The sequence below is a fragment of the Microbacterium wangyouchuni genome, from assembly GCF_054072595.1.
The window spans coordinates 280,716-294,016 of record NZ_JBSVRM010000005.1; the positions used below are offsets into that span (position 1 = coordinate 280,716).

Sequence of the window (13,301 nt, forward strand, 5' to 3'; positions counted from 1 at the left end):
ATCAGCCTGAGCTTGTCGCCGATTCCTGAGCTTGTCGCCGATTCCTGAGTCTGTCACCGATCACTGAGCCTGTCGAAGGGCGGAATCAGCCCGAGAATCGTCCCCACGGGATGTCACGCCGCAGCGGCTTGCGCAGCGGGCGTTGGGTTCGTTGCCATGCGGAAACGCTCGGCTCTTCGGCGACAGCATCCGCTGCTTCGCGCTCATACGCGTCAGTGACGACCGCCATGAGGGCGGCGAGTTCTTCCTCATTCGCGTTGCCGCGGATGATTCGGACGTCGGGTGCGTGATCGGGATCGGTCACAGCGGGATGTTCCCGTGCTTTTTGGGAGGCAGCTCCTCGCGCTTGCCGCGCAGCGAGCGCAGTGCCTTGGCGATCGAAACTCGGGTGTTGGCCGGCTCGATGATGCCGTCCAGCTCTCCGCGTTCCGCAGCCAGGAAGGGCGATGCGACGTTGTAGGTGTACTCGTTGGCGAGGCGCGTGCGCACTGCTGCGACGTCTTCGCCGGCTTCCTCCGCCTTGCGGATTTCGCCGCGGTAGAGGATGTTGACGGCGCCCTGGCCGCCCATGACAGCGATCTCGGCGGTCGGCCAGGCAAGGTTGACGTCGGCACCGAGCTGCTTGGAGCCCATGACGATGTACGCGCCGCCGTAGGCCTTGCGGAGGATCACGGTGACCAGCGGCACGGTCGCCTCGGAGTAGGCGTAGAGCAGCTTCGCGCCGCGGCGGATGACGCCGGTCCATTCCTGGTCGGTGCCGGGAAGATATCCGGGAACGTCGACGAGGGTGACGATCGGGACGGAGAACGCGTCGCAGAAGCGGACGAAGCGGCTGGCCTTCTCGCCGGCTTCGATGTTCAAGGTTCCTGCCATCTGCGAGGGCTGGTTGGCGATGATGCCGACGGTGCGTCCTTCGACGCGACCGAAGCCGATGAGGATGTTCGGCGCGAACAGGGGCTGAACTTCGAGGAAGTCGCCGTCGTCGACGACGTGCTCGATGACCGTGTGCATGTCGTAGGGCTGGTTCGCGGAGTCCGGGATGATCGTGTTCAGCGTGCGATCAGCATCCGTGGTTTCGAACTCGAAAACGCCCTCGTAGGAGGGGAGCTCCGCCATGTTGTTGTCGGGCAGGAAGCTGAGGAGGGTACGTGCGTAGTCGAGCGCGTCGTCCTCGTCTTCGGCGAGGTAGTGCGCGACGCCGGAGCGGGTGTTGTGCGTGTATGCGCCGCCGAGCTCTTCCATTCCGACGTCTTCGCCGGTGACGGTCTTGATGACGTCGGGGCCGGTGACGAACATCTGGCTCGTCTTGTCGACCATGATGACGAAGTCGGTGAGAGCCGGGGAGTACACGGCGCCGCCCGCGGCCGGCCCCATGATGATGGAGATCTGCGGGATGACACCGGATGCGCGAGTGTTCAGGCGGAAGATCTCGCCGTACTTGCCGAGGGCGACGACGCCCTCTTGGATGCGCGCTCCGCCCGAGTCGAGGATTCCGATGCAGGGCATGCCACCGGCGAGGGCGTATTCCATGATCTTGATGATCTTGTCGCCGGCGACCTCACCGAGCGAGCCGCCGAAGGTGGAGAAGTCCTGCGAGTAGACGGCGACCGTGCGGCCGTGGATCGTGCCGACGCCGGTGACGACGGAGTCGCCGTAGGGGCGGGAGCGATCCATGCCGAAGGCGGTGGTGCGGTGGCGCACGTATTCGTCGAACTCGACGAAGCTGCCCGGGTCGACCAGGCATTCGATGCGTTCGCGGGCGGTCATCTTGCCCTTGGCGTGCTGCTTCCCCTTCGCGACCTCTTCAGCGTCGACCACGGCCTCGGTATAGCGGGCGCGGAGGTCGGCGATCTTGCCGGCGGTGGTAAAGAGGTCAGGAGTGTCCGTCACGGATTCCACACTAGTAGGGGGATGGCGCCGGGCGTTGGATGCCTCGCACAATGGGTTGCCGGATCCTTTGCAGGGTTCCACCCATCCGATGCAAAACGATGTACGAATCGGATTCGTCGAGTTCGAGTGTTCTGCATTTGCACCGGAAGCCGCACGCGAACAGTTCATGCGACTCGCCGGAATCGTCGTGGCGGTGGATCGATGTCGTTGAACGCATAGCGGAGGGCGAGTCTTCGATGGAGTATGCGACTGCCGCCGGATGGATCGTGCAGCACGAAGTCGCCGTCCGGATCTCGTGCGATCGACCAGCCGCCGTTGTGCAGTTGCAGGTGATGGAATCGACACAGCAGTATGCCCCGGTCGATGTCGGTGCGTCCGCCAGTTGACCAATGATCGATGTGGTGGGCTTCGCCGTAGGAGGCGGGTCTATCGCATCCCTTCCACCGGCAACCGCCGTCGCGTATCGCGAGCGCAATGCGCTGTTTCGTCGTGAACAGGCGCTGTTCTCTGCCGACGTCGAGTGGATTGCCGTCGCTGTCTACGCTGATCGGTATGAATCCGATGTTGCATGCATGTTGAGCAGCGAACGCTGCGGGGATCGGTGTCACGCCGTCCTCGGTGTGGACAGGGCCGTGGGTGCCGTCGGTGTTCAGGGTCTGCACCAGCCGCAATCCGGCCTGCCGGACGCCGAACACTGTTTTTGCATCGGCCAGCGCGCCAGCGCGCAGCACGTCGATCATGAGGTCGTGCGCGAGTTGATCGTTGGTGCGCGGGTCGTCTGCGAGGTCTTTTGCGGCGGCTCGTTCATCGGAGTCGACGAAGCGCGGTCCGCCGCGGCGCGGGCGAAGGGCTGCATCATGGATCGTGCGGACGAGGGCGGCTGCTTCGTCGTCGAAGATGAAACTGCCGTGGTGCACGCCGTCGGCGTCGGTCCAGAGCCGGAACGAGCGCCTCGCGTAGCGCTCTTCGAAGCGAGCGGCTGCGCCTTCGGGGTCGAGTTGGTCGCGGATCATCCGCGCAGTGGAGCCGAGTTCTTCGACTGTGCGATCCGCTGCTTCGGTGATGAGCTGTTCGGCGGCAAGCTGCCATGCTTCGCGCCACGTCTCTTCGAGTCTCGCGGCATCTTCGGGTGAGTTGAGCGTTGCACGATCAATCGTCGGTGGTTCGCCCAGGCCGCGACGGATCACGTCGTGTTGCGCGCCAGTGATAGCGCCGTTCAGCAGCGCTCGGCTCAATGGTGCGTGCCAATTGGGCGGGGGAGGTGTCGGCTGGGACGCGCTGTCGCTGCTCGGAGCGTCTTCGCTGCCTGAGCTGCCGTCATCGGTGCCCCACGAGATGGTGGGGTCATCCCCGCCATCTCCAGCGCCAGCCCCAGTGCTGCTCCCGCTTCCCGTCCCGGCATTGTTACCAGGTGCCGCCGCGTCGCCGTTGCCATAGTTCGGTGCTTCGCCCGGTCCGCCGAGCCAGCTAGAAGAGCCAGGCTCACCAGGGCCGGTGCCAGTGCCGGTGGCCCAGCCTTTGGCATCTGCTTGGCCGTCGGACAGGAGCGTCTGGCCTACCCGCGCCATGCGGTGAGCTTCGGCACGGGTTGAGCCGGTGATGTCTTGGATCAGCGCGCTCGCGCTGCGATGACCACGCGACTGTGCGAGTCCGGAATGCCCCGTCCCGCGTGATGACCGGACGGCAACGACGCCGCTCGCTGCGAGTCGGATCTGCTCTAGCTGGTTGACGAGTTCGGTGGCTTCGGTGAGGGTGGCGACGATCGCCGCGTCATCCATGGCGTTCAGTTCGATGGGCACCGTGCATGCGACACCGGCGCACTGTCCCCGCAACGCGGGGATCAGGTCGAGTACGTCGCTGAAAACTGCCATAGTTCATACTGACACTGACCTCAGACATTCGTTTTAATCTACGATAGGCGATGCGGTTGTTCGTGTCCTGATTGCTCAGCACGGCGCCGGTGACGGCATCCGTCAGATCGGGTGATTCGAGGAACTGCTTCTGCGAGTTGACCTGTGGTGAAGTCGTCGTCAGCGCACAGTTCGTTCAACCGTACGAGGATCTCGGCGAGCCACACGAGGAGTGGGTCTTTCGTGGTCCCTGTCCCGGCCGGAGCCCGCGGGGTCCATCGACCGTGGAGAAATCGAAATGATCCGAGACTGCTCACAAGACGGACTTCTGGTTCGCGACATACCCGTGCGTAAGGACGCGACAGATCGAGAAGAACCAGATCAAAACAGGCACGCCAGACGATGGCATATAAGCCCAAGGCTATAGGCCTGCGGAAGGAGCGCCTAGCGCCGGGATGCTTAAAGGATGAAAGCGCCCCGGTCTCGAGCATCTGAGCATGTTGGAATGCTCGTTCGGGAACTGCGTTCCAAAGCGACGATCAGTCGGGCGAAGCTCGCCGAGCGTGCCGACATGGATGTGTCGCACCTGGCTCGGATCGAGGGTGGCAACGGCAACCCGACGCTCTTCGTGCTGATTCAGCTCGCGACCGCACTCGAGGTTGAGCCCACGGTTTTCCTGAAAGGGCTCACCGCGTCAGATCTCCCTGAAGATCTGAAACCGTACTCCGAGGCAGATTTCCGGCGTGAGCTGCGCCGCCGCGAAGGCGAATAGTCGCTGCGCGACCGCGCATCCTCAGACAACGAACCTCCAGACGTACTCCAGCCCGTCAGCCTGGCGGAACCACGCGAGAGTAACCGTCGCGTTGTCGGTGTCGACTGCGCACAGGCACAGCTCGATCTGCTCTGCCGGAAGTACCTGCCCCCACAGCTGGGGCGGGCCGGTGGCACCATCATCGTCGTGAAATACCCGCACAAAATCCGCGGAATCCCGTCCGTCGTTCACGATGATCGGATGCTCCGGATCGTTGCGCAGCACACGCCACGGAACACGGTAGGCGGGTGGAGGCGGGAGCTCGGTCAGATCTAGCGGTCTCAGCATGCCCGCCACGGTAGGAGTGGCATCCGACGCCAGTTCGCCCGGAGATGGACCTTCTACGCGGGCGGGGGATAAGTCCTAAGAATCCCTATCCGTGGAGGAGGAGTCGAGGCTTTCGATCTCCGTTGCCTTCGGCTTTCGCCGTGCCACGGAACCGACCTGGTGCCCGATCCATCCGGCGCCTCGGGCGATGCTTCCGGCAGCACCCGCAACGGCGCCGCCGGCGTAGCGCGCACCACGCAGCATCCGTAATTCCAGCTTCTCAGCTCCTGCGACCGGTTCCAGGGCGTACGGCAGCACGGCCGGGGCAACGCCGAACGCACGCCGCGATGTCGTGAGCACACGACGACCAAGAAGATGGTTTCCGGCTCCACCGACCGCCGCCCCGAGCCCGAACGGCAGTGCCTTTCCGAGGAAGGATGCACTACCCGCCGCTGCAAAATGCTTCATGAACATCGTCTTGAGCTGATCGACCACGGGCCCGACCGCCGCGCGCGGGAGCGACTTCGTGATGAGCTCGCCCCAGTAGGCGGAGCGGCTCGCGCCTCGTCCGGTCGCCTGCTTGGTGAGCTGGCCGACGAGATCGACGCCCTCTTTGCCGAGCATCAGCGTCATCACGAGCGCACGCGCGCGATCCGGGTTCTCGATGGCGATGCCGTGGACTTCGGCGACCGACTGCGCGAACAGCGCCGTCGACTCCACGAATCCGACGGTCTCCACGCCCGACAGGGCCAGCGTGATTCCGGTGCCGATTCCCGGGACGACCGCTGTCGCGCCGACCGCCGCGCCCCCGGTGGTGACCGCGGCGAGATATCGACGTTCGAGAATACGCACGAGCTGAGCCGGCGTGGCATCCGGATTGCGCAGGCGGATGCTGCGGATATGAGCGATCACGAGGGGCCGCTGAATCGACAGCACGCGATCCAGCCCGCGCACGGTGAACGGATGCTCGTCGGAGCCGACGGGAGGAACTCCCGTATCCCACGGGGCATCCGTGGGAAGGGAGTGGATCGTGTGCACCTTCTTAGCCATCATGTTGATCTTAGAATCGCCGTCCGGGAAAACGCAGAGAGCCCGCCCCATCGAAATAGGGGCGGGCTCTGCGTGGTGCAGCGAAGTATGAAGATCAGACGAAGAGGTTCGCGCGCTCCAGGTCTTCGGCGAAGTCGACCTCGACGGCGTACAGGTCCGAGACGTCCATCGGCTCGAGCAGCAGACCGTCTTCTGCGATCGCGAGCTCAAGACCGCGCTCGAAGTAGTCCTGGTCCTCGACGCGCTGCAACTGACGCATGAACGCCTTCTTGTGCGTCGAGGAGATGTAGTTGATTCCAACAGCCTCGCCGAGCCCGCCCTTGACGGTCTTGGAGAGCTCGTTGATGAAGCCCTCGGCCGTGACCGTGTACTTCACCTCTTCGTCGCTGACCTTGGAGGTGTTGACGGTGACGAACGACTGGTCGCGCTCGATGAACTCAATTGCACGTCCCAGGATGCGCGGGTCGAAGACCACGTCGCCGTTCATCCAGAGCACGCCGCCCTTGCCGGTCGCGCTGAGAGCGCGCAGCAGGCTCTTGGACGTGTTGGTCTCGTCGTAGCGCTCGTTGTGAACGTAGTTGACGTTGGGGAAGGCCTCGATGATGGTCTCAGCGCGGTACCCGACAACAGCAGTGATGCGGGCGTCGCTTCCGAAAGCAGCGCGGATGTTCTCGTGCTGCTGCTGCATGATCGTGCGGCCGTCGCCGAGCTCAGTGAGGGGCTTGGGCAGGGCGCGGCCCAGGCGCGAGCCCATGCCAGCAGCGAGAATGACGGTCTGAAGAGTCACGAATACTCCTAAAAAGAATCTGTGTTCACGGTCGGTTAATCGACCAGACACTTCTTCGTGCCGCCCTTATGCTAGCGACGACCCCTGGGAACCCGCGGGGTATGACGGCGACGTTGCCATTTCGTGATCAGGTACACACCAGATGCACAGGTGGCAATTATTTCGCTCGATCCGGAGAAAGTCCATCCCGATTGATAGCGTAAGACAGTGACTTCTCCCCGCGATGACCGTGCTGATCAGCAGAAAAAGGCGACCGCCGCCCGTGCGCCAAGATCTGCCGAGGTGAAGGCGGCGCAAGCGCGTTCGACGACGGCGGCGAAGAAGCCAGCATCCACGACGACCTCGGCGAAGGCTGCCGCTCCGAAAAAGTCGTCATCGAACGCCTCTACTGTGAAGTCCTCGACCCCGAAGTCGACCCCGAAGTCGACCGCTGCGAAGTCCTCGCCCGCGACGTCGACCGCGGCGAAGACTGTGGCAGCGCAATCCGCGGCGAAGAAGACGGCGGCGAAGAAAGCAGCATCCAAGACCGCTTCGGCCAAGAGCGCAGCAGCAAAGACGACGGCAGCCAAGACTGCCGCGGCGAAAAGGGCAGCGGACGCGAAGGCAGCCGAGCAGGCCGCTGACGAGGCGAAAGCAACCAAGACTGCTGAGAAGACGGATGCCGTCGCAAACGACGCCGTCGTCGAAGCTCCCGAGCAGGATGCCGCACTCGAAGTTGCCACCGAGAAGACGCCGGCCAAGCGGAAGCCCCGTGTGAAGTCCGCCGTGGCCGCCGATGCCGCGGCGCCCGTCGCCGACGCAGTCCGAGCACCGGCCGAACCCGAATCTGCCGCGGAGCTCGCCGAATCCGAACCCGCCGCAGAGCCGGCCACGGAACCCGCGGCCGAGCCGGCGGCCGAGTCAGCCTCCGAGCCGGCCGAGCCAGCCCCGGAACAGGCCGCCGACACCGCAACCGCAGCAGACACAGCATCCGACGCTGTTGAGGCCCTCACCGCGGTCGTCGCAGACGCCGTCGGCGCGGCATCCGCCACTGACGCGGTCAAGATCCGCGGACTCATCAAGGACTTCGGTGACCACCGCGCTGTCAACAACATCAATCTGACGATCCCGACCGGATGCTTCTACGGCATCGTCGGCCCGAACGGCGCGGGTAAGACGACCACGCTGTCGATCTTGGCGGGACTGCTGCGTGCTGATGAGGGCGAGGTGGTGGTGTGCGGCATCGACCAGGCCGCTGACTCCCAGGGCGCCAAGCGCGTCATGGGTGTGTTGCCCGATCGTCTGCGCACCTTCGATCGACTGACCGGGCGTCAGCTGCTGCATTACTACGGTCTGCTGCGCGGACTCTCCGCCGATGTGATCGAGAAGCGCGCCGCCGACCTGGTGCGCGCCTTCGATCTCGTCGACGCCGTCGGCCGGGTCGTCTCGGACTACTCCGCCGGTATGACCAAGAAGATCATGCTGGCCGGGGCCATGATCCATTCACCACGCGTTCTCGTACTCGACGAGCCGTTCGAGGCCGTCGACCCCGTGTCCTCTGCTGTGATCCTCGACATCCTCCGCGCTTACGTCTCCCACGGCGGCACGGTCATCCTGTCCAGCCACGGCATGGACCTCGTGCAGCAGGTCTGCTCGCGTGTCGCGATTATCGTCGGCGGTGAGGTGCTGGCCGAAGGAACAGTCGACGAAGTGCGCGCCGGGCAGACGCTTGAGTCTCGTTTCGTTGAACTCTCGGGCGGCATCGGCGAGGTGGAGGGCCTGGAATGGTTGCACACGTTCTCCGACTGAGAGTCGCGTTGATGCTCGGCGCGCTTCGTGGCGAGCGGACTGTGCGCACCGTCATCGGTTTCATCATTCTCGTATCGGCGACGGCTGCCGTCTGCACCGCCATCCTGAGCCTGGGCGATGCCCCGCTGCCCGTCGCGCGTACGGTGCTCGTGCTCGGGGGCGCGGCGATCTTCCTCGGCTTCCTGCTGGGACCGATCCTGACCGGTGCCACCGATCAGCTCGACCCGCGGCGCTTCGGTGTCTTCGGCGTCAGCGAGCGGCAGATGCCGTGGATCCTCGCCCTTGCCTCGCTGGTCAGCGTGCCCTCGTTCGCACTGCTCGCGATCATCGTGTGCTCCACCATCGTCACCATTCAGCTCGGTATCCCGTGGCCGCTGGCAGCCGCAGTGGGCGTCGTGCGCTTGTTGGCGCCGACCGTTGCCGCTCGGATCGGAATGGCAGTGTGCGCACTGCTTCTTCCTGAACGCCGCTCGCGTGAACTGACGGCGCTGTTCGTTCTGATTCTCGTCGTCGTCGCCTTTCCCGCCGCGGTCTTCTTCGCCTCGCTGGAATGGGACCAGCAGGCACCTGAAGCACTCTCCGCCATCGCAGACGTCGTCGGCTTCACCCCGCTCGGTGCGCTCGTAGCCTTCCCGCTGGCAGTCGCAAGCGGCGACGCCCTCGGAATCTGGATCACCGCCATCCTCTCCGTCGTGACACTCGTCGGGTTGTGGATGCTGTGGTCCTGGCTGGTTCGACGCCTGCTGACCACCACCGACCGCCCGGTAACGTCTCGTGAGCGCTCCGGCCTCGGCTGGTTCGCTCTGCTGCCTGCAAACGCCCTCGGCGCAGTCGCCGCGCGGAGCCTCATCTACTGGCTGCGCGATCGCCGCTACATCGTCAACTTCGTCATCGTGCCGATAGCCGGTGTACTGACGGTGTTCCCGTTGCTGGTCGCCGGGGTGCCGCTGTACCTGGCAGCGCTCGTCCCCGTTCCACTCATGGCGCTGTTCTTCGGCTGGTTGCCACACAACGACGTCGCCTATGACTCCACCGCACTGTGGACGCATGTGGCCAGCGGTGTGCGCGGACTGTCCGATCGACTCGGCCGACTCGCTCCGATCCTTCTGGTCGCGCTTCCGGTGCTGGCAATCGCCATCCCCCTGACCCTGGCCACGGTCGAAAGCTGGTACCTGCTACTGCCGATGATCGGACTGGCCGCCAGCCTCTTCCTCTCGGGCCTGGGACTGTCCAGCATCTCCTCTGTCGTCTCGCCGTACGCGGTTTCACGTCCCGGGGACAGCCCGTTCGAGCAACCGCAGCGATCAGCATCCCGTGGCGGGTTCGGGCCTGCAGCCGCCTTCATGGGCGCAATTGTGGTCAGCGCACCCACCCTGTGGCTGTTCATCATGACGGTAATCGCCGATGGGGTGTACAACCCGCTCACCTTCTGGGTCGGCATCGGCACCGGCATCGTCATTCTCGGAGTCGGAGCGGTCATCGGCGGACGGATCTACGACCGCAGCGGTGAACGGCTCATGGAGTTCGTCGAGACAGCGTGAGAGACGGCATCCGCGACCCGCGACGTCGCGATGCCAGTTAGAATCGGCGCTATGAGTACTCCGCTGGACAGCCCCGATCAAGGCGGCATTGCAACACTTGATCGCGAACTGGAAGAACTTCTCAAGGAAGAGAACGTCGAACCGGGCGATCATGAGCGCTTCTCCCATTACGTGAAGAAGGACAAGATCCTCGAATCCGCGATCTCCGGCCGGCCGGTGCGCGCGCTGTGCGGCAAGAAGTGGACACCGGGACGCGATCCGGAGAAGTTCCCGATCTGCCCGACCTGCAAGGAGATCTACGAGTCGATGGTCGGCTGAGGCCGATTACCCGGCGTCGACGAACCGTGTCGGGATCGCCGGATCCGACTTGCTGAGCGCAAGTGCCCGCACGGGCAGCTCCTCGCGAACGCTCATATGGTGCTCACGAGCGGATGCCGCACCCGCAGCACCCTCGTAGGAACTGTCGATCTCGCCGCCATCGACGAGATTGACCTGCAGCGGCCGCGAATCCGGGTACTCTGCGGCGCTTCCGAGCGCCTCGAAGCCGTCGGATACGACAACCGTCTCCGCGGTGGCCGTACCGCCGCTGAGCGTGCGGAACGCTGCCTTGCGTCCGCCCTTGGACCCTTTGTCAGTCGACGCCTTCGCCACGGCGACCCAGCCGCCGCTCGGATCCTGCCGTGCGACGAGCTTGTAGACCATACCCGCGGTCGGATACCCCGATCCGGTCACGACAGACGTGCCGACACCGTAGAAGTCGACAGGGGATGCTGCCAGCGCTGCGATCGCGTACTCATCGAGGTCGCTGGTGACGGTGATCTTCGTGTTGACCGCTCCCAGCTCGTCCAGTTGTGTGCGCACCGCGGCGGCGACTGTAGGCAGGTCGCCGGAATCGAGGCGAACACCGCCGAGGCCGGTGCCGGCGACGCGGATCGCGGTCTCGACGCCGGTGCGGATGTCGTAGGTGTCGACCAGCAGCGTGGTGTCGGTGCCGAGGCTTTCGACCTGCGCGCGGAATGCGTCTTCTTCGGTGTCGTGCAACAGCGTCCAGGAGTGTGCTGCCGTGCCCATCGTGGGGATGCCCCACTGGCGACCTGCTTCTAGATTGCTGGTCGCACTGAAACCGGCGATATAGGCGGCGCGGGCCGCAGCCACCGCTGACATCTCGGCCGCACGGCGCGAGCCCATCTCCGCCAGGGGACGCTCGCCGGCGGCGATACTCATGCGTGAGGCAGCTGTCGCGACTGCGGAATCATGGTTGAGCACGCTCAGCGCGAGCGTTTCGAGCACAACGGCGTCGGCGAAGCTGCCCTCCACGGTAAGGATGGGCGAACCAGGGAAGTACAGCTCACCTTCGCGGTATCCGTGGATCGACCCGGTGAAGCGGTAGTTCTCCAGATACTTCAACGTCTCAGCATCCACCACGTCGCTATCGCGGAGGAAGCGCAGCTCATCGTCACCGAACCGGAATTCTCGCAGCAGCGACAGCAGCCGCCCGGTGCCAGCGACCACACCGAAGCGCCGACCACCGGAGAGCCGTCTGGAGAACAGCTCGAACACGCTGGGGCGCGCTGCGGTGCCATCGCGAAGTGCGGCACCGAGCATGGTGAGTTCGTATCGGTCCGTCAGGAGAGCCGTCGACGAGTTCATGCGCTCAGTTTAGTGAGCGTGGCGACGCCGCCATGACTTCTGGGCGCGGGTAGGCTGGTGAGTCATGAACGATGCGCCGATCGGAATTTTCGACTCCGGTGTCGGCGGGCTCACGGTGGCTCGCGCGATCCGGGCTCAACTGCCCCGAGAATCCTTCATCTATATCGGTGACACTCAGAACTCGCCCTACGGGCCGAAGCCCATCGCCGACGTCCGCCGCTATGCGCTCGAGGTGCTCGACACGCTGGTCGACCAGGGCGTGAAGATGCTCGTGATCGCGTGCAACACGGCGTCCTCAGCGATGTTGCGCGATGCGCGTGAGCGTTACGACGTCCCCGTCGTCGAGGTCATCGGTCCGGCTGTGCGCCGGGCCATTTCAACGACTCGCAACAACCGCATCGGCGTCATCGGCACGGTCGGCACGATCGGTTCCCGCGCCTATCAGGACATGCTCGAGGTGGATGAGCGTTTCGACGTGTTCACCGCCGCCTGCCCGCGCTTCGTCGAGTTCGTCGAGGCGGGCATCACCGGCACCCCTGAGGTGATCGCCGCCGCGGAGAACTACCTCGCGCCGCTGCGCGAAGCCGACGTCGACACCCTCGTGCTCGGATGCACGCACTACCCGTTCTTGCGCGGCGCGATCAGCTACGTCATGGGTGAGGGCGTCTCGCTCGTTTCCAGCGACGATGAGACCGCCGGTGACGTGTACCGGCAGCTCATGCGCGGTGATCTGCTCGCGCCTCCGGATGCTGTGGCACGGTACAAGTACGAAGCCACCGGCGAATCCACTGAGGAGTTCACCGCTCTGGCCAACCGGCTCATGGGCGCCGAGGTGCGCGATGTCCAGCATGTGCAGACCGGCGTCATCACTCTTCCCGATCTTTCCGAGCTGGCCGAGGCCGGCATCTCCAATGCAAAGGAACTTCATGACTGACATCGTTCGTGCGGACGGCCGCTCCGTTGACCAGCTCCGCGAGATCACGATCGAACGGGGTTGGAGCTCGCATGCTGAAGGTTCGGCTCTTATCAGCTTCGGCGGCACCAAGGTGTTGTGCACAGCGTCGTTCACCAACGGCGTTCCGCGCTGGCTTACCGGCAAAGGCAAGGGCTGGGTCACCGCCGAGTACGCGATGCTGCCCCGGGCGACCAACAGCCGCAACGACCGCGAGAGCATCAAGGGCAAGGTCGGCGGGCGCACCCACGAGATCTCGCGCCTGATCGGTCGGGCGCTGCGCGCCGTCGTCGACACCAAGGCGCTGGGGGAGAACACGATCGTCATCGATTGCGATGTGCTGCAGGCAGATGGCGGCACGCGCACCGCGGCGATCACCGGCGCGTACGTGGCGCTCGCGGACGCGATCGAGTGGGGCCGTACGAAGAAGTTCATCGGCAAGAACGCCACTCCGTTGCTGGACTCGGTCGCAGCTGTCTCGGTCGGCATCATCGACGGTGAACCCATGCTCGATCTGGCATATGTCGAGGATGTTCGCGCAGAGACCGATATGAACATCGTCGTCACCGGCCGCGGTCTGTTCGTCGAGGTGCAGGGCACCGCCGAGGGCGCGCCGTTCGACAAGCGCGAACTCGATGCGCTGCTCGAGCTCGGTGTCAACGGCTGTGCCGATCTGAAGGAACGGCAGCTCGCTGCCCTCGCGGGGGAGTGACGG

At 64.7% G+C, this 13,301-nt stretch carries 13 protein-coding genes; 6 read left to right on the forward strand and 7 right to left on the reverse strand.

Going from position 1 to position 13,301, the window contains the following annotated elements; all coding sequences use genetic code 11:
• Positions 1–85: 85 nt before the first annotated feature.
• The 3 genes from ACW5CM_RS10905 to ACW5CM_RS10915 form a co-directional block, all read right to left on the reverse strand.
• On the reverse strand, positions 86–304 hold the full coding sequence (locus tag ACW5CM_RS10905; RefSeq protein ID WP_438255130.1) for an acyl-CoA carboxylase subunit epsilon: 219 nt from the start codon (positions 302–304) through the stop codon (positions 86–88).
• On the reverse strand, positions 301–1,899 hold the full coding sequence (locus ACW5CM_RS10910) for an acyl-CoA carboxylase subunit beta (RefSeq protein ID WP_438255132.1): 1,599 nt from the start codon (positions 1,897–1,899) through the stop codon (positions 301–303). The genes ACW5CM_RS10905 and ACW5CM_RS10910 overlap by 4 nt, the downstream gene beginning before the upstream one ends.
• Before the next feature lie 155 nt (positions 1,900–2,054).
• Positions 2,055–3,761: an HNH endonuclease signature motif containing protein gene (locus tag ACW5CM_RS10915; RefSeq protein WP_457125005.1), complete on the reverse strand. Its 1,707-nt coding sequence runs from the start codon at positions 3,759–3,761 to the stop codon at positions 2,055–2,057.
• 484 nt (positions 3,762–4,245) lie between these two features.
• Here ACW5CM_RS10915 and ACW5CM_RS10920 point away from each other — a divergent pair, with 484 nt between their 5' ends.
• Positions 4,246–4,512 carry a helix-turn-helix domain-containing protein gene (locus tag ACW5CM_RS10920; RefSeq protein ID WP_438255135.1) on the forward strand — a complete coding sequence of 89 codons (267 nt, stop codon included), beginning with the start codon at positions 4,246–4,248 and terminating at the stop codon, positions 4,510–4,512.
• Between the two features lie 21 nt (positions 4,513–4,533).
• On the opposite strand, the gene ACW5CM_RS10925 is transcribed toward ACW5CM_RS10920, so the two are convergent.
• From ACW5CM_RS10925 to ACW5CM_RS10935, 3 genes are all read right to left on the reverse strand, one after another.
• Positions 4,534–4,839: a hypothetical protein gene (locus ACW5CM_RS10925; protein ID WP_439256024.1), complete on the reverse strand. Its 306-nt coding sequence runs from the start codon at positions 4,837–4,839 to the stop codon at positions 4,534–4,536.
• Between the two features lie 75 nt (positions 4,840–4,914).
• Positions 4,915–5,868, reverse strand: coding sequence for a hypothetical protein (locus ACW5CM_RS10930; protein ID WP_457125006.1), 954 nt, complete (start codon positions 5,866–5,868; stop codon positions 4,915–4,917).
• 94 nt (positions 5,869–5,962) lie between these two features.
• On the reverse strand, positions 5,963–6,655 hold the full coding sequence (locus ACW5CM_RS10935) for a phosphocholine cytidylyltransferase family protein (protein ID WP_438255140.1): 693 nt from the start codon (positions 6,653–6,655) through the stop codon (positions 5,963–5,965).
• 207 nt (positions 6,656–6,862) lie between these two features.
• Between ACW5CM_RS10935 and ACW5CM_RS10940 the strand changes: the two genes are divergently transcribed.
• Genes ACW5CM_RS10940 through ACW5CM_RS10950 form a run of 3 tightly spaced genes read left to right on the forward strand, consistent with a single transcriptional unit; the run spans position 6,863 to position 10,302 of the window.
• Positions 6,863–8,443 (forward strand): ABC transporter ATP-binding protein, encoded by a 1,581-nt coding sequence (locus ACW5CM_RS10940; protein WP_457125007.1) that lies wholly within the window; start codon positions 6,863–6,865, stop codon positions 8,441–8,443.
• Between the two features lie 11 nt (positions 8,444–8,454).
• Complete coding sequence (locus ACW5CM_RS10945) at positions 8,455–9,984, forward strand: hypothetical protein (protein ID WP_439256027.1); 1,530 nt, start codon at positions 8,455–8,457, stop codon at positions 9,982–9,984.
• A 51-nt stretch (positions 9,985–10,035) separates the two neighbouring features.
• The gene (locus ACW5CM_RS10950; RefSeq protein WP_438255143.1) at positions 10,036–10,302 is read left to right on the forward strand and encodes a DUF3039 domain-containing protein; all 267 of its coding nucleotides are present in this window, start codon (positions 10,036–10,038) and stop codon (positions 10,300–10,302) included.
• Positions 10,303–10,308: 6 nt separating this feature from the next.
• Here ACW5CM_RS10950 and ACW5CM_RS10955 read toward each other — a convergent pair whose 3' ends face one another.
• Positions 10,309–11,634, reverse strand: a complete 1,326-nt coding sequence (locus ACW5CM_RS10955; protein WP_439256029.1) for a nicotinate phosphoribosyltransferase — start codon at positions 11,632–11,634, stop codon at positions 10,309–10,311.
• 64 nt (positions 11,635–11,698) lie between these two features.
• Between ACW5CM_RS10955 and murI the strand changes: the two genes are divergently transcribed.
• Both murI and rph read left to right on the forward strand, forming a co-directional pair.
• Positions 11,699–12,568 (forward strand): glutamate racemase, encoded by an 870-nt coding sequence (murI, locus tag ACW5CM_RS10960; protein ID WP_439256030.1) that lies wholly within the window; start codon positions 11,699–11,701, stop codon positions 12,566–12,568.
• Positions 12,561–13,298, forward strand: coding sequence for a ribonuclease PH (gene rph / locus ACW5CM_RS10965; RefSeq protein ID WP_438255146.1), 738 nt, complete (start codon positions 12,561–12,563; stop codon positions 13,296–13,298). The genes murI and rph overlap by 8 nt, the downstream gene beginning before the upstream one ends.
• The last annotated feature ends 3 nt before the right edge of the window (positions 13,299–13,301 follow it).

Coding starts and splice junctions, on each gene's coding strand:
- ACW5CM_RS10915 (WP_457125005.1), bottom strand. CDS start 3,761: ATGGCAGTTTTCAGCGACGTACTCGACCTGATCCCCGCGTTGCGGGGA.
- ACW5CM_RS10920 (WP_438255135.1), top strand. CDS start 4,246: ATGCTCGTTCGGGAACTGCGTTCCAAAGCGACGATCAGTCGGGCGAAG.
- ACW5CM_RS10925 (WP_439256024.1), bottom strand. CDS start 4,839: ATGCTGAGACCGCTAGATCTGACCGAGCTCCCGCCTCCACCCGCCTAC.
- ACW5CM_RS10930 (WP_457125006.1), bottom strand. CDS start 5,868: ATGGCTAAGAAGGTGCACACGATCCACTCCCTTCCCACGGATGCCCCG.
- ACW5CM_RS10945 (WP_439256027.1), top strand. CDS start 8,455: ATGCTCGGCGCGCTTCGTGGCGAGCGGACTGTGCGCACCGTCATCGGT.
- ACW5CM_RS10950 (WP_438255143.1), top strand. CDS start 10,036: ATGAGTACTCCGCTGGACAGCCCCGATCAAGGCGGCATTGCAACACTT.
- ACW5CM_RS10955 (WP_439256029.1), bottom strand. CDS start 11,634: ATGAACTCGTCGACGGCTCTCCTGACGGACCGATACGAACTCACCATG.
- murI (WP_439256030.1), top strand. CDS start 11,699: ATGAACGATGCGCCGATCGGAATTTTCGACTCCGGTGTCGGCGGGCTC.
- rph (WP_438255146.1), top strand. CDS start 12,561: ATGACTGACATCGTTCGTGCGGACGGCCGCTCCGTTGACCAGCTCCGC.